Raw genomic sequence first — 19043 nt, forward strand, 5'->3', positions numbered from 1 at the left:
CTTCCTGCAGCCAGGGCCGAGCCTCGCCCGCTCCCGGCACCCGTCCTGCTCCACCCCGCCGCAGCCGTTTCCGGCCCGAACGCACGCAGCGAGGACGAGACCTGTCCCGCGGCGGGCGGAATCCGGGCACGCGCTTCCCCCCTGACCGGAGCAGGCGGATGAAGAAGCTCAAGCTGGAGATCGACGACCTGGCCGTGGAGTCGTTCGCGCCGGGCGAGGGGTCCGGACCGGGCGGCGGGACGGTGCACGGGCTGGAGCTGGGGCCCACGATCCCGAGCTGCCCCTCGTTCAACCTCTGCCCCACCGACGACTGCCCGACGCCGGGATGTCCGACGAGCGACACCACCCTCTGCCGCTGCTGACGAGGAGGCCCCGATGAAGAAGCTGAAGCTGGAGCTGGACGAGCTGGCCGTGGAGTCGTTCGCGCCCGGCACGGACGCCGAGGCGGAGGGCGGCACCGTCCACGGGCGGGAGATGGCGCCGACGCGGAGCTGCCCCTCGCTCGACATCTGCCCCACCGACCTCTGCCTGACGCCGGCGTGCCCGACGAGCTCGACCACCCTCTGCCGCTGCTGACCGGGAGGTCGGATGAAGAAGCTGAAGCTGGACCTGGACGGGCTGGCGGTCGACTCGTTCGCGACCCTGGCCGGGACCGCGCACCGGGGGACCGTGGACGGGCGCGAGCCGCGGCCGACGCTCGAGACCATCTGCGGCAGCACGTGGCTGGTGTCGAACCCCACCTGCCGCCCCTGCACCCCACGCTACCAGGAGGGCTGAGCGATGAAGAAGCTGAAGCTGGCGCTGGAAGACCTCGCCGTCGATTCCTTCTCGACCCTGTCCGAGACGGCCGGCCGCGGGACCGTGGACGGGCGCGAGGCGATCCCCACCATCCGCCCCGTCTGCGGCAGCACGCTCCTCGTGTCGGACCCGACGTGCTGCCCGTGCACGCCGCGCTACGAGGAGGGCTGAGCGATGCGGAAGCTCAAGCTGGAGCTGGAGGAGCTGGCGGTCGACACCTTCGCCACCCTCCCCGAGACGGCCGGGCGCGGCACCGTCGGCGCCCGGGAGGAGGTGCCGACGCTGCGCACCGTGTGCAGCCCTTCGCTGCTCGACTCGAACCCGACCTGCTGTCCGTGGAGGTGTGAAGGATGAAGAAGCTCACGCTGGAGATCGACGAGCTGGCGGTCGAGACCTTCGCGGCCGACGGGGACGCCGGGATGGACGCCGGCACCGTCGAGGGGCAGGAGCTCGCGCCGACCATTCTCAAGCTGTGCACCGCGATGACGGGCCTCTGCCCCTGCACCCCGCACGCGGCGGACTTCTGATAAACAGAGTCCGGCAAAGACTTGTCTCACGCAGAGTCAGCAGCGTCAGCGGAGGGTTTTCTCTGCTGACTCTGCTGACTCTGCGTGAGGCTATGTCTTGTTTTCTGTTTTCCGAACGACGTCATCCCGAGCGGCGCCGGCGCCGACTTTCACCCCGCGAGGATGCTCGGCGGCGCCCGAGGGATCTACTCACCCTGACGCGAGGCCGGATCGGTGCTGCGAGCCGGCCACAGGCAGGGGGGGTAGATTCTTCAGTCGCCGCCGGGGATTCGGTGCGAGGGACGGTTCGGCGCAGCGGCTCCTTCAGAATGACAGATCGTTGGGAGATCGAGACCAGTCAGTGCCCGGTGGAGCCGAAGCCTCCGGTGCCGCGGCCGCTCTCGCTCAGCTCGGCGGCCTCGGCGATCGTGGGGACCTCGAAGCGCGCGAAGACGAGTTGGGCGATGCGGGTGCCGCGCGGGACCGGCACCGGCTCCGCGCCCGAGTTCCAGACGATCACGCGCAGCTCGCCGCGGTAGTCGGGGTCGATGGTGGCGGGCGAGTTGGGGAGCATGATCCCGTGCCGGAGCGCCAGCCCCGAGCGCGGGCGCACCTGGCACTCCACGTCGGGCGGCAGCTCCATCTCCAGCCCCGTGTGCACCAGCCGCCGCTCGCCCGGCTGCAGCACGAAGTCAGGCTCGGCGCTGGCCACGTCGAAGCCCGCCGCGCCGGGCGTGGCGCGGGAGGGCAGCGGGAGGTCGGGGTTGCTCGGCAGGCGGCGGAAGCGGACTTCCATGGACGGCAGGGGACAGGGAACAGGGGACAGACGGCGACCGCAGGGATCGGGATGCGGGCAGGGGACAGCTCCGCACCGGGTGGTGCCTGCCGTCCCCTGTAACCTGTACCCTGTCCCCTTGCCGTCCTAGCTGGCCGACAGCACCTCGTCCAGCGGCGTCAGCGGCAGCCCGAAGGCCTCGGCCACGCCCGGGTAGACCACCTTGCCGTGGACGATGTTCAGGCCCAGCGCCAGCGCGCGGTCCGCCCGGCACGCCTCCTCCCACCCCACCCGGGACAGGTGGGCCGCGTAGGGGAAGGTGGCGTTGGTGAGCGCCAGCGTGGAGGTGCGCGGCACGCCGCCCGGCATGTTCGCCACGCCGTAGTGGATCACGCCGTCCACCTCGTAGATCGGGTTCTCGTGCGTGGTGGGGCGGATCGTTTCCACGCAGCCGCCCTGGTCCACCGCCACGTCCACGATCACCGAGCCCTTCTTCATCAGCCTGAGGTCCTCGCGCTTGACCAGCTTGGGCGCCTTGGCCCCGGGCAGGAGCACGGCGCCCACCAGCAGGTCGGCCCGCGCGAGGAGATCCAGCAGGTTGTGCCGGTTGGAGTAGATCACGTCCACGTTGGCCGGCATCACGTCCGACAGGTAGCGCAGCCGCTCCAGCGAGCGGTCCAGCACGCGCACGTGCGCACCCATCCCGGCCGCCATCTTCGCCGCGTTGGTGCCCACCACGCCCCCGCCGATGATCACCACCTCGGCCGGCGCCACGCCGGGGACGCCGCCCAGCAGCATCCCGCGGCCGCCGTGGGTGCGCTCCAGGTACTTGGCGCCCGCCTGGATCGCCATGCGCCCCGCCACCTCGCTCATCGGCGTCAGCAGCGGCAGCTCGCCGCTGGGCAGCTCCACCGTCTCGTAGGCGAGCGCCACGCAGCGGCTGTCGATGATGGCGCGGGTGAGCGTCTCGTCGGCGGCGAAGTGGAAGTAGGTGAAGAGGAGCTGCCCCTCGCGGATGCGCGGGTACTCCACCGGGATCGGCTCCTTCACCTTCATGATCATCTCGGCGCGCTCCCACACCTCCTCCACGTCCAGGAGCTGGGCGCCCACCGCCTCGTACTGCGCGTCCTCGAAGCCGCTCCCCAGCCCGGCGCCGCGCTCCACCAGCACCGTGTGGCCGGCGGCCGCGAACGCCTCGGCCCCGGCGGGCACCAGGGCGATGCGGTTCTCGTTGGTCTTGATCTCCTTGGGGACCCCGATGATCATCGTCGTCGAGCGTTCGCGGTGAGGAAGGCCGGCCCGCGGCCCAGGCGCTGGCGGGCGAGGGCGCACAATATGGCACCCCCGTCCGCGTTTGGCGAGACTGAGCCGGAATCGGTCCGCCGCCGGCGGCCGCGCCCTACCTCCGGGGCGGGAAGCGGCGCAGGAAGGCGGCGGCGAACGGCGAGCGCTCGACCTCGGCGGCGTCCAGCGGGTTGCCCCACCACAGCCCCTCGCCGTTGGCGAGCAGGATCAGCGTCAGCCGCTCGTCGGGGAGCTTGAGATACAGGGCCGAGTACGCCCGCTCCCACCACCCCGAGTGCCAGACGACGCGCCGCCCGTCCACCTCCTGGACGAACCAGCCGATCCCGTACGGCAGCGCCGCCCCGGACCGGGAGCGCCCCGGCCGCCACATCGCCGCCTTCGACGCGTCCGACAGCAGGCGCCCCTCGTCGAGCGCCAGGTCGAAGCGCGCCAGGTCGAGCACGGTGGAGACCACGCCGCCCGCGGCCCCGTCGCCCTGCGGCGGCGGGCCGGGCGAGCGGACGAAGGCGTCCGCGGAGTCCGCGTGGTACGGCTTCGCGAGCGCGGCCGCCAGGTCGGCGCGGAGCGGGAGCCCGCGGTGGACGCGGGCCGAGCGCGCCATCCCCGCGGGCGCGAAGACCTCCTCCGCCACCAGCTCCGAGAAGGGACGGCCGGTCGCCTCCATCATCGGCCGCGAGGCCCAGGAGTAGGCGACCGGGTTGTAGAAGAACCGCTCGCCCGCGGCGCCGTTCGCCGTCATCGACAGCAGGTGGCGCAGCGTCAGCGGCTCCGTGTCGCAGCGGAAGTCGGAGAAGAAGACGCGCGGCCCCTCGCGCCGGACGTCGGCGCAGAACCCGGTCCAGCCGCCGTACGACGTCAGCGGCCGGTCGAGGTCGAGCGCCCCCCGCTCCGCCAGCCGCAGCGCCACGACGGCGGAGACCGGCTTGGTGACCGACGCGATGTCGTACGGCGTGTCTTCCGTGGCGGGGACGCGCGCCTCCACGTCCGCCCAGCCGAAGCCGCGCGCCAGCACCACGCGCCCGTCGCGCACCACGGCCACGGAGAGCCCGGGGATGCGGTGCGCGCGCCGGAGCGAGTCGAGCTCGGCCGCGAAGGCGGCAAGGGGTGCGTCCGGCCGCGGTGCAGCCATGGGTGCCGTGCGGTGGAGGGACGGGCCGCACGCGGCGAGCAGCAGCGGAGCCGCGAGCCGGCAGGCGGAGGAGAAGCGGGGTCTGTTCATGGCCGCGGTCTACGCGGCCGGGGGAGGCGAGGTTGCAGGCCGCGCGGCTCCGCGACGAGCTGGGGAAGCCTCTCCCCGAGCCGGGAGAGGCTTCCCGTCGCCCTGATGCGGGACGGGCTCAGTCCGCGCACATGCACTGGCTGGACCCGCAGACGCGCCCCTGTCGATGCACGCCGGCGCTGTCGTGGTCGGCGGACGCGGCCGGAGCAGGCGCCGCGGCGGGCTCCGGCGCGCGGCCCATCGCCTTGAGCGTGGCGCCCGAGCCCAGCAGGACGCCGGAGAGCAGCGGCACCAGCCCGCGCCTGAGCCGCGCGAGCGCCTCGGCAGAGACGTGGACCCTGAGCCCGGCCACGGAGTCTCCCCGGATCTCGAAGCCGCCCTTGCGCGACGGCGCGGGCCGCCGCGGATCGCCGTTCGTCGCCACCATGCCCTCCTTGAGCCGCGCTCAGCCAGGTGAACACAGGCGCCGCGGACCTCCCGCGCGCCTCCGCCGGGGTCCGGGCGCCCGCACGACGCACGCCGCTTTCCTGGGAATCGATCGAGAAGACCTTTCGCGAGCTCATCCTATCCGCGCCGAAGCCGGTCTCCACGCCGAACCAGCCTGCGCAGGCAGGCTTCTCGCCGTTGTTGCCGCGGCTTCAGCCGCCTTCGAGCCATACCGGCACCCACGCACGAAAGCCCCTCCCCCGGCGAACCGGGAGAGGGGCTTCGTCCGTCGAGCCGCCGCGGCGCCGGGCGCCGTCAGTCGGCCGCCTGGCCGCGCTCGGCGAGCTCCTTGAGCGCCGCCTTGCGGGAGAGGCGCAGCCGCCCCTTCTCGTCGATGTGCAGGAGCTTCACGGGGATCTGGTCGCCCTTCTTGACCACGTCCTCGGTCTTGTCCACCCGGCCCTCCTGCAGCTCGGAGATGTGCACCAGCCCCTCGGTGCCGGGGGTGATCTCCACGAAGGCGCCGAACGCGGTGGTGCTCTTCACCGTGCCGTCGTAGATGCGGCCCACCTCGGGCTCCTCGGTGAGCCCCATGATCATCTTGCGCGCGCGCTCGCCGCCCTCGCCGCTCACGCTGGCGATGGTGACGGTGCCGTCGTCGTCGATGTTGATGGTGGCGCCCGTGGCGTCCTGGATGCCGCGGATCGTCTTCCCCTTGGGCCCGATCACCTCGCCGATCTTCGACGGGTTGATCTTGACGGTGATGATGCGCGGCGCGAACGGGGAGAGCTCCGCGCGCGGCTCGGGGAGCGCCTGCTCCATCAGCCCCAGGATGTGCATCCGCGCGCGGTGCGCCTTCTCGAGCGCCTCGCGCATGATCTCCAGGGTGAGCCCCTCGATCTTGATGTCCATCTGGATCGAGGTGACGCCGCCGCGGGTGCCGGCCACCTTGAAGTCCATGTCGCCCAGCGCGTCCTCGGCGCCCAGGATGTCGGTGAGCACCGCCACCCGGTCACCCTCCTTGATGAGCCCCATCGCCACGCCCGCCACGGCCGCGCGCATCGGCACGCCCGCGTCCATCAGCGCCAGCGACCCCGCGCACACCGAGGCCATCGACGAGCTGCCGTTCGACTCCAGGATGTCGCTCACCACGCGGATGGTGTAGGGGAACTCGTCCACCGGCGGCAGGAGCGGCTCCAGCGCCCGCTCGGCCAGCGCGCCGTGGCCGATCTCGCGGCGGCTGGTGCCGCGCATGGGGCGCACCTCGCCGGTGGCGTACGGCGGGAAGTTGTAGTGCAGCATGAAGCTCTTGTTCTGCTGCTGCGCGTAGTCGATGGTGTCGTACGCCTGCGCGTCGTCCTGCGTGCCCAGCGTGGCCGTGCCCAGCGCCTGCGTCTGGCCGCGGGTGAAGAGCGCCGAGCCGTGCGTGCGCGGCAGCACCCCCACCTCGATGTGGATCGGGCGCACCTCGTCGGGGCCGCGCCCGTCGGAGCGGACACCCTCGACCAGGATCATCTCGCGCATCTCGCGCTTCTCGATGTCCTTGACCACGCTGCCGGCGTCCTTCTCCGCGTTCTCGAACTCCTCCGCCAGCGCGGCCACCACGTCGGCCTTGAGCTCGGCGATGGCGTTGTTGCGCTCGCTCTTGTCGGCGATGCGCAGCGCCTGCCGGACGCGCTCCTCGGCCAGGGCGTCCACGCGCGCCCGGAAGGCGGGGTCGATCTCGCGCGGCGTCCACTCCATCGTGGGCGGGATCTCCACCTGCGCCATCAGCTCGCGCTGGATCCCGATCAGCTCCTTGATCCCGGCGTGCGCCACCACCAGCCCCTCGGCGATGTCCTCCTCGGGCACCTCCAGCGCGCCGCCCTCCACCATCATGATCGCGTCTTCCGAGCCGGCCACGATCACGTCGACGTCGCTGTACTCGAGCTGCTGGAAGGTGGGGTTCAGGACCCACTGCCCCTGGATGCGCCCCACGCGCACCGCGGCGATCGGCCCCGCGAAGGGGATGCGCGAGAGGGAGAGGGCCAGCGACGCGCCGGTGATCCCCAGCACGTCGGCGTCGTTCTCCTGGTCGGCCGACACCACGGTGACGAAGATCTGCGTCTCGTTGGCGAAGCCGTCGGGGAAGAGCGGCCTGAGCGGCCGGTCCACCAGGCGGGCGGAGAGGATCTCCTTGTCGGAGGGGCGCCCCTCGCGCTTGATGAAGCCGCCGGGGAACTTCCCCGCGGCGTAGGTCCGCTCGCGGTACTCGACCGTGAGGGGGAAGAAGGGAAGGTGCGTCGGCGTCTCCTGAGCCGTCGCGGTGCACAGCACCATGGTCTCCCCGTACATGATGGTGCACGACCCGTCCGCCAGACGGGCCATCTTCCCCGTCTCGAGGGTGAGGTTCCGCCCCGCGAACTGCCTCTCCAGCTTTGCCATTTTCCGGTTTCCGTTCTCTTGGTTGCCTGGGGAAGGCCGCGAAGACGGCCCGCGCTCCCCAGCGACGCGGACCGGTAGCTTTTCTGTCTCCGCTTTTGGTCTGCACAAGAACGCGCGAAGGCCGCACGGAGCATGCCCGTGCGGCCCTCGCGAGAGCCCTCTAGCCGTCGTCGATCCGACGCGGTCGCTGGCCGGCGCGCGAAAGCGCCATGCCCGCCGTCCGCACCGCCGAAGAGCCGGCTTCCATCCGTCGTCCGCCCCTGCCGCTCAGTGGCGCAGCCCCAGCTCGGTGATCAGCGCGCGGTACCCCTCGAGGTCGTTGCGGCGCAGGTAGTCGAGCAGGCGGCGGCGCTTGCCCACCATCTTGAGCAGGCCGCGGCGCGAGTGATGGTCCTTCTTGTGGGTGCGGAAGTGGTCGGTCAGGTCGTTGATGCGCGCCGTGAGCAGCGCGATCTGCACCTTGGTGGACCCCCGGTCGTTCTCGCCGAGCTGGTACTTCTTGATGATCTCGTCGCGGTTCTCGCGCGTCAGGGCCATCGATCGGACCTCCTGAAGAGTCTGATGCTGGTCAGGGAGTTGCCGATCCACGATGCTTCGTTTCGGAAACTTCGCCGGATCAACTTGCAAGCCGTGGATTCTAACACATCGTCCTCTTTCGCACAACCGCTGGAGCTCGCCCGGTAGCGGGGGAGGTTGAAATGGCCTTGTCGTACGCTACTCTTCTTCGCCCGCTTCCGGTCCGGCGGGTGTCGATTCGACCGCTCTTCGTTCGACGCACGGGTGCAGAGGCGTGAACAACCCATCCAGAGGAGACCTCCATGCAGATCACCGTCGAGACCCTCGTGAACGCCGATCTGAACCAGGTCTGGGATGCCTGGAACACCCCCGCCGACATCGAGCGGTGGAATGCCGCCCACGACGACTGGCACACCACCCGGAGCACCGTGGACCTCCGGGAGGGCGGGAAGTTCCTGGCGCGCATGGAGGCGAAGGACGGCAGTGAAGGCTTCGACTTCGAGGGCACCTATACTCGCGTGGTGCCGCGCGAGGCCATCGAGTACCGGATGAGCGACGGCCGCGAGGTCAGGGTCGAGTTCCTCGAAGCCGCCGGCGGCGTGAGGGTGAGGGAAACGTTCGACGCGGAGACGGAGAACTCACCCGAGCTCCAGCGCGCGGGCTGGCAGGCCATCCTGGACAACTTCGCCCGGTACGTAGAGGCGAAGGGCTGAGCGAACGCACGGCGGCAGCGATCCGGGAGATCGAGGGGAGACGAGGGGGAGCGTTCAGCCTGGAAGACAGCTCCGCCGCAGGCATCTACCACGGCTCGAAGCAGTCGTAGTTGCGCTGCGCCACGATCCTGCCGCCCTGGAGCTCGATGAACATCGCGGAATGGGCGCGCATGGTGGCGCCGGCCGGGAGCGAGCCGACGTCCACGGCCAGGACGCCGGTCCACAGCACCTCCACCGCCACCCGGTCGCCGCTCGCCACCTCGCCGCGCAGCTCGTAGCGCTGGCTGGCCACCACCTGCCTGCCGCGCGCGTTCGCCTCCAGCAGGGCGGCCAGGTCGCGGCGGGCACCGTGGGGGACGATGCGGTTCGGGAACTCCTCCTGCACCACGTCGGGCGCGAAGAACCCGGTGACGTCGGCGTTCTGCTCCAGCGCCTCGAAGTAGCGCCGCACGGTGGCGAGGTTCTCGTTCTCGGCCGACATGGTCCGTGACGTTGAAGGAGGATGCGCCGCGGGTGCCCTCGTCTACAGCCCGAGCATCCCGCGGCCGATACGCTCGTCCTCGCGCATGGCCTCGACCAGCGACTCGACGGAGTGGAAGGGGCGGATGTCGCGGATGCGCGCGGCGAAGTCCACCCGCACGCGGTCGCCGTACAGGTCGCCGCTCCAGTCGAGCAGGTACAGCTCCACCGTGGGCGCGAAGCCGGCGAAGGTGGGGCGCGGCCCCAGGTGCAGCAGCCCGGGGAGCCGCTCGCCCCGCACCCAGCCGTGCACGGCGTAGATCCCCTCCTTCGGCAGCATCTTGTCGGGGGCGCCCACGTCGATGTTGGCGGTGGGGAAGCCCAGCTCGCGCCCCTTGCGCTCGCCGCGCACCACGATCCCCTCCAGCGAGTACTGCCGCCCCAGCAGCGGCGCGGCGCCCGCCACGTCGCCCTCCGCCAGCAGCCTGCGGATGCGGCTGGACGAGACGGCGCCGCCCTCGATCTCGATCGCCTCCACCACGTCCACCCCGAAGCCCAGCTCCCGGCCGATCTCGACGAGCGTGTCCACCGTCCCTTCCCGCCCCTTCCCGAAGCCGTGGTCGTAGCCGATCACCAGCTCGTCCATCCCCACCCGGCCGATCAGGATCTCCTCGACGAAGCGGCGCGCCGGGTACTGCTGGAGGGTGCGGGTGAAGGGGACGAACACCACGTACTCCAGCCCCGACTCGGCCAGGATCTCCCGCTTCTCGCGCTGCGTGGTCAGCAGCGGCGGCGCGTCTTCCGGACGGACGATGCGCAGGGGATGCGGGTGGAAGGTGACCAGGATGCTCCGCCCGCCGGTGCGCCCGGCGCGCCGCCCGATCTCGGCGAGCACCTCGCGGTGGCCGCGGTGCACGCCGTCGAAGGTGCCCACGGTCACCACCGCCGGCCGCCCGTCGCGCGGGAGGGCGGGCGGGAGCGCGGGGTCGATGGCGTACGGCGCCGGCCAGAGGTAGCGGGGGTCGATCGGCATCAGGAAGGAGTCATGAAGACCTTGCGCGGGCGCACCACCCCGCCCGCCGCCTCGCCCACGGCCAGCAGCTCGCCGGCGGGGGAGGCGAGCGCGACGGTGCCCTCCGCCGCGTCCGCCTCGCCCGCGCGGACGGCGCGCCCGTGGCGGACGTCTTCCGCGGCGAGTTCGTCGATCGTGATGCGCGGCAGGTGCGCCACGGCTTCCAGCGGGGGGATCAGCGCCGCCCGGACGCGCTCCGCGTCGGCCAGCGCGTCCAGCGGCACCGCGCGCTCGACCGCGTGCGCGCCCACGCGGGTGCGGCGCAGCGCGCGCAGGTGGCCGCCCACGCCCAGCGTCTCGCCCACGTCGCGCGCGATGGCGCGGATGTAGGTCCCCGCGCCGCACTCCACCTCGAGCTCCGCGTCGGGCGGGTCGAAGGAGAGCAGCCGGATGGCGTAGACCGTCACCGTGGCGGGCCTGCGCTCCACGGCCTCGCCGCGGCGGGCGGCGGCGTACATCCGCTCCCCGCCCACCTTCTTGGCCGAGAAGAGCGGAGGAAGCTGCCGGATCGTCCCCACCTGCCCCTGGAGCGCCGTCTCGACCTGCCCGCGCGTCACCTCCCGCCACGCGTCGGACGACGAGATGGTCTCGCCGGTGAGGTCGTCGGTGTCGGTCGCCTCGCCCAGCCGCATCGCGGCGACGTACGTCTTCGGCAGGCCGGTGAGGTACTCCGCCAGCCGCGTGGCCGCGCCCACGCAGACCAGCAGCAGGCCCGAGGCGAAGGGGTCGAGCGTTCCCGTGTGCCCCACCTGCCGGATCTTGAGCGCCCGCCGCACCGCCGCCACCGCGTCGTGCGAGGTGGGCCCCACGGGCTTGTCCACGGGAAGGACGCCGTTCACGGGAGGACGCCTCCGAGCCCCCCTCCCCGGCCCTCCCCCCGCTGCGCGGCGGGAGGGGGAACGGCGGCGTGGCGACAGGTTCCGATGCCGGACGCGAGACAGGCGGCGGGGGCGAGCAGATTCCTCGGGCGCCGCCGGGCATCGTCACCAGGCCGGCGGCGGCGATGCGGCGCCCTCGGAATGGCAGACCTCGTGGGGAGAGAGATCAAGACGTTTCCGCCGTCGACGAGGTCCGAATGCAGGCTCCCCCTCGCCCGCGCGGCGGGAGAGGGGGACGGGAGAAGGCGGGCCGGGGCGGGCGCGGCGGTCACTCCTTCTCCGCGTCCGCGTCCCCGTCGCCGCCGTCCTGCGGGAGCGCCTCGCGCAGGAGCTGCTCGATGCGCTGGGCCTCCTCGAGCACGCGGTCCAGCTCGAAGTGCAGCTCGGGGACGCGGCGGATGTGCAGCCGCCGGCTGAGCTGGCCGCGGATGAAGGGCGCGGCGCTCCGGAGGCCGGCCAGGATCTCGGCCCGCTCCTTCTCGTCGCCCAGCGCGGTGAAGTAGACCTTGGCGTGGTCCAGCTCCGGCGAGGTCTGCACCGCCGTGATGGTGGCGAGGCCCACGCGCGGGTCGCGCACCTCGTCGCGCACCAGGAGCGAGATCTCCTGCTTGAGCTGCTCGTTGAGCCGGTCGGTCCGTCGGAACTGCGCCATCTTCAACCCCGGGGTACAGGGGACAGGGTACAGGGGACAGCCGGCAACGGCAACCGCACCCCTTCCCCGCCCCGCCATCGGCAAAAAGGAGGGGACGGGAGACGGAGATCGGGAGACGGCCGGCCACCAGAGCAGCTGCGGGCTGTCCCCTGTCCCCTGTTCCCCGTCCCCTCCGTCGGTTCAGTAGAACGTCGTGTACGAGTCGACGATCCGCGCCCGGCCCTCCTCCTCCACCAGCCGGTCGCACGAGGAGAGCACCGACTGCGCGTGCTTCCGGTCGCCCGAGACCACGCAGACCGCGATCTCGGCGCGCTGCAGCAGGTCCTGGTGCGCCGTCTCGGCCGCCGACACGTTGAAGCGCGCGTGCAGCCGGTCCTTGAGGCTCTTCACCACCTGGCGCTTGTCCTTGAGGGACTGGCACCCGGGGACGTGGAGCTCCCAGACGACGACGCCGACCACCACGCCCGGATCTCCGTCAGCCGGCGCTTCAGCGCTCCTCGCCGGGCGAGCCCGCGCCGGCCAGGGTGCGGGCCACCTCCTCCACCCGGTAGCACTCCAGGACGTCGCCCACCTTGACGTCGTTGAAGTTGTGGATGTTCAGCCCGCACTCGAAGCCCTCGCGCACCTCGCGCGCGTCGTCCTTGAAGCGCTTGAGGCTGGCCAGCTCGCCCTCGTAGATCTGCACGGCGTCGCGGATCACGCGGATGCGGCCGCGGCGGTCCAGCACGCCGTGGGTGACCATGCAGCCGGCCACCGTACCCACGCGCGGCACCTTGAAGAGCTGGCGCACCTCGGCGGTGCCCAGGAGCACCTCGCGCTGCTCGGGCGAGAGCAGCCCCTCCATCGCCGCGCGCACCTCCTCCACCGCCTCGTAGATGATGTTGTAGAGGCGGATGTCCACGTCCTCGCGCTCGGCCGTGGCCCGCGCCTCGGCGGTGGGGCGCACGTGGAAGCCGACCACGATGGCGGTCGTGGTGGAGGCCAGGAGCACGTCGCTCTCGTTGATGGCGCCCACCGCGCTGTGCACCACCTGCACCTTCACCTCGCTGGTGGAGAGCTGCTGCAGCGCGTCGGAGAGCGCCTGCACCGAGCCGTCCACGTCGCCCTTGATCACCAGGTTCAGCGTGGCGCCGCCCGCCTGCTGGGCCAGCAGCTTCGACAGGTCGGTGAGCTTGACGCCGCGGCTCCGGATGCGCATGCGCTTCTCGCGCTCCAGCCGCTGGCGCGTCTGCGCCACCTCGGCGGCACGGTCGGGCTCCATCGCCACCATCTGGTCGCCCGCGCCGGGCACGCCCGAGAGGCCGAGGATCTGCACGGGGATCGCCGGCCCGGCCTCGCGCACCGCGCGCCCGCGCTCGTCGAGCATGGCGCGCACCCGGCCGTGCTGCAGCCCCACCACCACGTGGTCGCCCACGCGCAGCGTGCCGCTGGTCACCAGCACCGTGGCCACCGGGCCCTTCCCCACGTCGAGCTGGGCCTCGATCACCGTGCCCACCGCCTCGCGGTCGGGGTTGGCGCGCAGCTCCAGCAGGTCGGCCTGCAGGAGCACCTTCTCCAGCAGGTCGTCCATCCCCATCCCCCGCTTGGCCGAGACCTCGGCGCTCATCACGTCGCCGCCGAAGTCCTCCAGCACCACGCCGTGCTGCAGCAGGTCCTGCTTCACCCGCATCGGGTTGGCGTCGGGGAGGTCCACCTTGTTGACCGCCACCACGATCGGGACGCCGGCGTTCCGGGCGTGGCTGATCGCCTCGATGGTCTGCGGCATCACCGAGTCGTCGGCGGCCACCACCAGGATCACCACGTCGGTGACCTCGGCGCCGCGGGCGCGCATGGCGGTGAACGCCGCGTGGCCCGGGGTGTCGAGGAAGGAGATGCTCCGCCCGTCGGGGAGCTCCACGTGGTAGGCGCCGATGTGCTGCGTGATGCCGCCCGCCTCGCCCGCGATCACGTTGGTCTTGCGGACGTAGTCGAGCAGGCTGGTCTTGCCGTGGTCCACGTGGCCCATCACGGTGACCACCGGCGGGCGCGGGCGCAGGTCGGCCTCCTCGTCCTCGGCGACCGCCTCCTCCATCAGCTCGGCGCCGTACTCCTCCTCGCGCACGGCCTTGAAGCCGAACTCGTCGAGGAGCAGCTCGATCTGGTCGAAGTCCAGGCGCTGGTTGATGGTGACCATCAGCCCCAGGTTCTTGAACGCGGAGCCGATGATCTGCGTGGCCGGCACGTCGATCAGCTCGGCCAGCTCGGCCACGGTGAGGAACTCGTTGACGCGCACCGTGCGCGCCTCCTCGGCGCGGCGCTGCACCTCGGCCTCGCGGCGCTCCTCGCGCAGCGCGGCCATGTCGCGGTGCTGCGCCCGCCGCTTCTTCCCCGTGCTCCCGCGGCCGCCCGACTCCATGGCGGCCATGGTCTTCCGGAAGGTCTCCTCCACCGCCTCCTGGTCGACCCACCCCTTCCCCTTCTTCTTCTTCTTGTCCTTCTTGCGCCCCCCCTCGCCGCCGGCCGGCTTGGCGGCGCCGCCGGCGGGCCGGGCGCCGCCGCCCTGCCCGGCGGCCGGGAACCCGGCGCGCGCGGGCGTCGGCGGGGTGAAGGCGCGCGCGGGGCGCGGCGGGAAGCCGTCGGCCCCCTCGCGCGCCGGGCGCGGCGGGGCGGCGGCGCCGCCGTCGCGGCGCGGCTCGCGCTCGCCGGGGCGCGCCGGGCGCACCGACGGCGGGGTGGGGCGCCCGCCCTCGGGGCGCGCCGGGACGGGCCCGCGCTCCACGCGGCCGCCCGGGGTGGGCGACGCCGACGCGGCGGGGCGCAGCGGCTCGGGGCGCGCCGGCTCGGGCCGCAGCACGCGGCGCGGGGCCGCGGGCTCGGCGGGGCGGGCCTCGGGCTCGGCGGCCGCGGCCTCGGCGGCGGGGCGCACCGGCTCCGCGGGCTCGGCCGCGGCGGGGGCGGCGGGCTCTTCCTCGACCACGGGCGGCGGCGGCGCGGCGGTGTCGACGATCACCGTGGCGCCGGTGGGCTCGCGCCCGCCGACGGTGACCAGCTCGGCCCCGCGCTCGGCCGCGGCCTCGGCGGCCTCGGCCTGCAGCGCCTCGGCGGCGTCGGCCGCGGGCGAGGCGGTCGAGTCGGCGGACTCCTCCACCTCCTCCTTCTTGCGGCGGCGGCGCTTCGGGGCGCTCGCCACGTCGGCGGCAGCCGCCTCGACGGCCTCGGCCACGTCCTTGTGCCCCAGGCGGCGCTCGCGCTCCACCCAGGTGCGCACGCGGGCCACGTGCTCGTCGGAGATGTCCGACATGTGGCTGCGCACCGGGATGTCCATCTCCCGCAGCAGGTGCACCAAGGCCTCTGCCGGGACGCTCAGCTCCTTGGCGACTTCGAAGACACGCATCAGTAAAGCAATCCTCCGTGTGCGTTCAGTGCTGCGGGGTCTCTTCCGCGAGCGCGGCCGCCAGCTCCAGGGCGCGCCGCGCGAAGCTCTCGTGGGTGATGCCGACGGCCGAGACGCCGGCCCTGCCGAGCGCCGCGCCCAGCCCCTCGCGCGTCAGGCAGGTGGCATGGGGCACGCCGCGCGCCTCCAGCAGCGGGACCAGCTTGTCTCTCTGCGTGGGGGAGGTGTCGGCCGCCAGGAGCGCGGCGGCCACTTCGCCGTCGCGGACCGCGCGCCGGGTGCCGTCGGTCCCGTAGACCAGCCCCCGCGCGCGGGCGGCCAGCCCCAGGAGGTCCAGGAGCGCGCGCTCCGGCGCGGGCGCCGGACGCGCGGGCTTCTCGCCGGATCGGTGCGAACCAGCCAAGCTCGGTCGCCCCTTACCCCTCTGTCAACCCCTCCGCCGGCCCGGCGCCGTCGGTCTGGGCGCTGGTATCCTCCGACGCCTCGCTGGCGCCGGCCATCGCCTGCGACGCCACCGGCTCGGCGGCGCCCTCCTCCTCCTCGACCGTCATCTCCTCGATCAGCGCCAGGATGCGGTCGGCCTCGGCGGGGCCGATGGCCGGGATGCGCAGCAGGTCCTCGCGGTCCAGGTCGATGATGTCGAAGAAGGTGTCGTACCCCGCCGCCTCCAGCGCCGCCAGCGTGGCCGGCGCCAGGTCCAGCTCCTTGAGCGGGAAGTCGGTGTTGTCGTACTCGGTCTCGCCGCCGCCGCCGAAGAGGGCGCGCTCGGCGCCGTGCTCCAGCCACTCGCGCGAGCCGTACAGGTCCAGCTGCCAGCCGATCAGCTGGCTGGCCAGGCGCACGTTCTGCCCGTTGCGGCCGATGGCCAGCGACAGCTGGTCCTCGTCGACGATGGCCGTCATGGTGCGCGCCTCGTAGTCGGAGATCACCTTGGCCACCCGCGCCGGGGCCAGCGCGCGCTTGGCGAAGATCTCCGGGTCGGGGTGCCAGGGGACGATGTCGATCCTTTCTCCGCCCAGCTCCTGCACCACCGCGCGCACGCGGCTCCCCTTGAGCCCCACGCAGGCGCCCACCGGGTCGATCGACTCGTCGCGCGAACTGACGGCCAGCTTGCTGCGGCCGCCCACCTCGCGGCTGACGGCGCGGATCTCCACGATCCCCTGCTGGATCTCGGGGACCTCCAGCTTGAAGAGCGCGGCCACGAAGAGCGGGTCGGCGCGAGAGAGGATCAGGCGCGGGCCCTTGGGCGTCTCCTCCACCTTCTTGAGCACGGCGCGGATCGTCTCGCCCTGGCGGAAGCGCTCGCGCGGGTTCTGCTCCTTCCAGGGGATGATGGCGTCGGCCTCGCGGGCGCGGTTGAGCAGCACCACCAGCTTGCCGCGCTCCACCTGCTGCACCTCGCCCGAGAGCAACTCGCCCACGCGGTGCTCGTACTCGTCGCGGATCTTCTGGCGCTCGCCCTCGCGCACGCGCTGCAGGATGCGCTGCTTGGCGGCCATCACCGCGTTGCGGCCGAACTGGGCGAACTCGACCGGCACCTCCATCACGTCGCCGACCTCGAAGTCGGGGTCGTCCCAGCGGGCCTCCTCCAGCGAGATCTCGCGCGAGGGGTCCTCGACCTCGGCGACGACTTCCTTGAGCACGGTGATGTCGATCTTCCCCGTGGCCTCGTCGATCTCGATCTCGGCCTCCACGTTGGGGCCGTAGCGCTTGGCGAGGGCCGCCAGGATGCCGTCCTTGATCAGGTCGTTGAGCTCGTCGCGAGAGATGGCCTTGTTGGCCGTCATCTCGCGGAAGGCCGCGAGAACCTGCGTCGCGTTGTTCATGTCCTCTTCCTGTGATGATCTGCGGGGAAGCGGCGCGCCGCGCTCACTTCCGGTCCCACCGGTACACCAGGTGCGCCTTCTCGACCTCGGCCAGCGGGAACTCGACCTCGTCGCCGCCGGCCAGGCGCAGCCGCACCCGCTCCTCGCCGTCGCCGCCGTCCACCCCCACCAGCTCGCCCTCCAGCCGCTTGGCCCGCCCGCCGAGCGCGCCCTTGCCGCGCACGGCCACCTCCTGCCCGGCGAAGCGCCTCCAGTCGCGCGTCCGGGTGAGCGGCCGCTCCACGCCGGGCGAGGAGACCTCGAGCACGTAGTTCTCGGAGAGGTCCTCGCGCCCGTCGAGCCCGGGCTGCAGGCGGCGGCTGACCGTGGTGCAGTCGTCCAGCGAGACCGACGCCTGGCCGGGGACCGAGTCGGGGCGGTCGATGTAGACGCGCAGGATCGGCCGGGCGCGGTTGCCGGCCACCTCCAGCTCCACCAGCTCGAAGCCCATCTCCTCGACGGCGCGCTCGATGTCGCGCGCCAGGCCGCCGCCCTCTGCGCCGCTCTCCGCCATCCCGGCCTCCCGTGCGTTCGGAGAAAAACAAAAAAAAGCGGGGGCACCGGCTCCCCACTTCCGAAACAGACGATCCGCCCGCGAGGCGCCCGTCGATCTCCGAACGGAAGCAAAATATAGGCCCTGGCTCGCGGAAGAGCAACCCTGAGAGGGACGAAGCCCACCGGCGCCGCCAGATCGGCGTGGACGAGGGGGGAGGAACCGTTCGGATGCACCCGCTAGACCAGCCCGATGCCGTAGCGGTCCAGCCATTCCGCGAGCTCCTCCGCTCCCTCCGGCGCCAGCAGCCCGCGCGTACCCACCTCCGCGGCGGCGTCCGCCGCACGGTCGAACAGCGCGACCGCGAAGCCGTCGTCGTCGTGGCGCGCGCGGTAGCGGATCCCGTCGGGCCGGTCGGGATGCTCGTGGAGCGCGAGCGCCCACCTCCGCGACACGTCGTACGGGCCCATGCAGACCGACGCCGTCGCCCCGAGGCGCGCCAGCCCCGCGCCGTGCAGCGCGACAAGGCGGAGGTCGCGCTCGACGCGGACGCGGGCGATGGCGCGGTCCGCGACGTCGACCGCTTCCACCAGCGGGCGGCCGGGCTCCCGGAGCAGCGTCTCGGCGAAGGCGACGAACGACGCCTCGCCCAGGTAGCAGACGCGGAACTCCCCGCCGGGCGCGTCCCACCGCCCGCGGGGCGGCCTGCCCGGCGGCGGGCCGAAGAAGACGGCTTCCCGCCCGACCCGGTGGATCCGGAACAGCTCCGTCCCCGCCGGTGAGACGTGCAGCGGGAGCGGGCGCCGGTCCAGGTCGCCCGGTGGCGGCGGAGGCGGTCCGGGCTCGCCGGCGCCGCGGGCCGCGGTCAAGCCAGGTGCTCTCCGTAGGTGGAGGCGGCCAGGACGGCGCCGTCGGCGTCGCCCTCGCGCAGCGCGTCGAGCGGGGTGCGGCCGCCCAGGACGTCGGCGGGGGCGAGCAGGACGGAGAGGCGGGTCCACGGCCCCCGCACCCCGAACGCCTGGAGCACGCGGGAGAGCCCGGCCAGGGTGCCGTCTTCGGTGAACTGGAAGGCGGGATACACGAACTCGCCGTTCGCCCTGGGCACCGCCAGCAGGGTGCCGCGCTGGCGGCGGGCGTGGACGGCGGCCGGGGTCACCCCGAGCTTCTCCGCCACCTGGCCCGCGGAAAGGCCTCCACCCGCGCGCTCGAGGAGCTCCACCTTCGCGCGCGCACCCCGCGCCCGGGCCGCGGCGAGCGGGTCCCGCGCCGGCGGGGCGATCGGTCCCACTTCGGCCAGGAGCCCGGCGAGCCCGCCCACGTCGTCGGCGGCCGCCAGCGCGTGCTTGATCGACTCGGCGGGAGCGGCTTCCACCAGGCGTTCGAGCAGCTGATGGTAGCGGCGCACGAAGGCGTCCGCCAGGTCGCTCCGCCCGGCCCGGGCTTCCCCCGCACGCGGGCTGCTTCGCAGGACGAGGTGCAGCCGTCCGCGGCGCGCCTTTCCCCGGGCCTTGCGGGTTTTTGCCGTCTCGGCGGCGGGCGTGTGCTTCGATTTCGGCATGGCGGCTCCGC

24 protein-coding genes are annotated in these 19043 nt (G+C 72.9%); 7 read left to right on the plus strand and 17 right to left on the minus strand.

Features of this window, described 5'->3' with window-relative positions; genetic code table 11:
• Positions 1-158 precede the first annotated feature (158 nt).
• Genes VF746_06775 through VF746_06800 form a run of 6 tightly spaced genes read left to right on the plus strand, consistent with a single transcriptional unit; the run spans position 159 to position 1325 of the window.
• Positions 159-362: a hypothetical protein gene (locus VF746_06775; protein HEX8692102.1), complete on the plus strand. Its 204-nt coding sequence runs from the start codon at positions 159-161 to the stop codon at positions 360-362.
• A gap of 13 nt (positions 363-375) precedes the next feature.
• A complete protein-coding gene (locus VF746_06780) occupies positions 376-576 on the plus strand; it encodes a hypothetical protein (protein HEX8692103.1) in 201 nt (66 codons plus the stop codon).
• A 12-nt stretch (positions 577-588) separates the two neighbouring features.
• Complete coding sequence (locus tag VF746_06785) at positions 589-777, plus strand: hypothetical protein (protein ID HEX8692104.1); 189 nt, start codon at positions 589-591, stop codon at positions 775-777.
• A gap of 3 nt (positions 778-780) precedes the next feature.
• Positions 781-969: a hypothetical protein gene (locus VF746_06790; protein ID HEX8692105.1), complete on the plus strand. Its 189-nt coding sequence runs from the start codon at positions 781-783 to the stop codon at positions 967-969.
• A 3-nt stretch (positions 970-972) separates the two neighbouring features.
• Entirely contained in the window at positions 973-1152 is a 180-nt protein-coding gene (locus tag VF746_06795; protein HEX8692106.1) for a hypothetical protein, read from the plus strand.
• Positions 1149-1325, plus strand: a complete 177-nt coding sequence (locus VF746_06800) for a hypothetical protein (GenBank protein HEX8692107.1) — start codon at positions 1149-1151, stop codon at positions 1323-1325. The genes VF746_06795 and VF746_06800 overlap by 4 nt, the downstream gene beginning before the upstream one ends.
• Positions 1326-1662: 337 nt before the next feature.
• Here the strand turns inward: VF746_06800 and dut are convergent, their stop codons facing one another.
• From dut to rpsO, 6 genes are all read right to left on the minus strand, one after another.
• Positions 1663-2100 carry a dUTP diphosphatase gene (dut, locus tag VF746_06805; protein ID HEX8692108.1) on the minus strand — a complete coding sequence of 146 codons (438 nt, stop codon included), beginning with the start codon at positions 2098-2100 and terminating at the stop codon, positions 1663-1665.
• A gap of 126 nt (positions 2101-2226) precedes the next feature.
• On the minus strand, positions 2227-3345 hold the full coding sequence (gene ald / locus VF746_06810; GenBank protein HEX8692109.1) for an alanine dehydrogenase: 1119 nt from the start codon (positions 3343-3345) through the stop codon (positions 2227-2229).
• A gap of 133 nt (positions 3346-3478) precedes the next feature.
• Positions 3479-4513 carry a serine hydrolase domain-containing protein gene (locus tag VF746_06815; GenBank protein ID HEX8692110.1) on the minus strand — a complete coding sequence of 345 codons (1035 nt, stop codon included), beginning with the start codon at positions 4511-4513 and terminating at the stop codon, positions 3479-3481.
• A 208-nt stretch (positions 4514-4721) separates the two neighbouring features.
• A complete protein-coding gene (locus VF746_06820; GenBank protein ID HEX8692111.1) occupies positions 4722-5030 on the minus strand; it encodes a hypothetical protein in 309 nt (102 codons plus the stop codon).
• 314 nt (positions 5031-5344) lie between these two features.
• Positions 5345-7453 (minus strand): polyribonucleotide nucleotidyltransferase, encoded by a 2109-nt coding sequence (locus VF746_06825; protein HEX8692112.1) that lies wholly within the window; start codon positions 7451-7453, stop codon positions 5345-5347.
• Between the two features lie 267 nt (positions 7454-7720).
• On the minus strand, positions 7721-7990 hold the full coding sequence (rpsO, locus tag VF746_06830) for a 30S ribosomal protein S15 (protein ID HEX8692113.1): 270 nt from the start codon (positions 7988-7990) through the stop codon (positions 7721-7723).
• Between the two features lie 281 nt (positions 7991-8271).
• Here rpsO and VF746_06835 point away from each other — a divergent pair, with 281 nt between their 5' ends.
• Positions 8272-8682, plus strand: coding sequence for an SRPBCC family protein (locus VF746_06835; protein ID HEX8692114.1), 411 nt, complete (start codon positions 8272-8274; stop codon positions 8680-8682).
• Between the two features lie 85 nt (positions 8683-8767).
• Here VF746_06835 and VF746_06840 read toward each other — a convergent pair whose 3' ends face one another.
• The 11 genes from VF746_06840 to VF746_06890 form a co-directional block, all read right to left on the minus strand.
• Positions 8768-9163: a nuclear transport factor 2 family protein gene (locus VF746_06840; GenBank protein HEX8692115.1), complete on the minus strand. Its 396-nt coding sequence runs from the start codon at positions 9161-9163 to the stop codon at positions 8768-8770.
• Between the two features lie 42 nt (positions 9164-9205).
• Positions 9206-10174, minus strand: a complete 969-nt coding sequence (locus tag VF746_06845; GenBank protein HEX8692116.1) for a bifunctional riboflavin kinase/FAD synthetase — start codon at positions 10172-10174, stop codon at positions 9206-9208.
• On the minus strand, positions 10174-11052 hold the full coding sequence (truB, locus tag VF746_06850) for a tRNA pseudouridine(55) synthase TruB (protein ID HEX8692117.1): 879 nt from the start codon (positions 11050-11052) through the stop codon (positions 10174-10176). Before truB ends, VF746_06845 begins: the two co-directional genes overlap by 1 nt.
• A 307-nt stretch (positions 11053-11359) precedes the next feature.
• Positions 11360-11743 carry a 30S ribosome-binding factor RbfA gene (gene rbfA / locus VF746_06855; GenBank protein ID HEX8692118.1) on the minus strand — a complete coding sequence of 128 codons (384 nt, stop codon included), beginning with the start codon at positions 11741-11743 and terminating at the stop codon, positions 11360-11362.
• Between the two features lie 180 nt (positions 11744-11923).
• Positions 11924-12205 (minus strand): DUF503 domain-containing protein, encoded by a 282-nt coding sequence (locus VF746_06860; GenBank protein HEX8692119.1) that lies wholly within the window; start codon positions 12203-12205, stop codon positions 11924-11926.
• Between the two features lie 25 nt (positions 12206-12230).
• Positions 12231-15116 (minus strand): translation initiation factor IF-2, encoded by a 2886-nt coding sequence (infB, locus tag VF746_06865; GenBank protein HEX8692120.1) that lies wholly within the window; start codon positions 15114-15116, stop codon positions 12231-12233.
• Positions 15117-15141: 25 nt separating this feature from the next.
• On the minus strand, positions 15142-15519 hold the full coding sequence (locus VF746_06870) for a ribosomal L7Ae/L30e/S12e/Gadd45 family protein (protein HEX8692121.1): 378 nt from the start codon (positions 15517-15519) through the stop codon (positions 15142-15144).
• Positions 15520-15532: 13 nt separating this feature from the next.
• The gene (gene nusA / locus VF746_06875; GenBank protein HEX8692122.1) at positions 15533-16942 is read right to left on the minus strand and encodes a transcription termination factor NusA; all 1410 of its coding nucleotides are present in this window, start codon (positions 16940-16942) and stop codon (positions 15533-15535) included.
• A 43-nt stretch (positions 16943-16985) separates the two neighbouring features.
• Entirely contained in the window at positions 16986-17495 is a 510-nt protein-coding gene (gene rimP / locus VF746_06880) for a ribosome maturation factor RimP (GenBank protein HEX8692123.1), read from the minus strand.
• Between the two features lie 218 nt (positions 17496-17713).
• Entirely contained in the window at positions 17714-18343 is a 630-nt protein-coding gene (locus VF746_06885; protein HEX8692124.1) for an RES family NAD+ phosphorylase, read from the minus strand.
• The gene (locus VF746_06890; GenBank protein ID HEX8692125.1) at positions 18340-19032 is read right to left on the minus strand and encodes a hypothetical protein; all 693 of its coding nucleotides are present in this window, start codon (positions 19030-19032) and stop codon (positions 18340-18342) included. Before VF746_06890 ends, VF746_06885 begins: the two co-directional genes overlap by 4 nt.
• Positions 19033-19043: the final 11 nt, after the last annotated feature.

This window comes from Longimicrobium sp. (assembly GCA_036389795.1).
GTDB lineage: Bacteria > Gemmatimonadota > Gemmatimonadetes > Longimicrobiales > Longimicrobiaceae > Longimicrobium.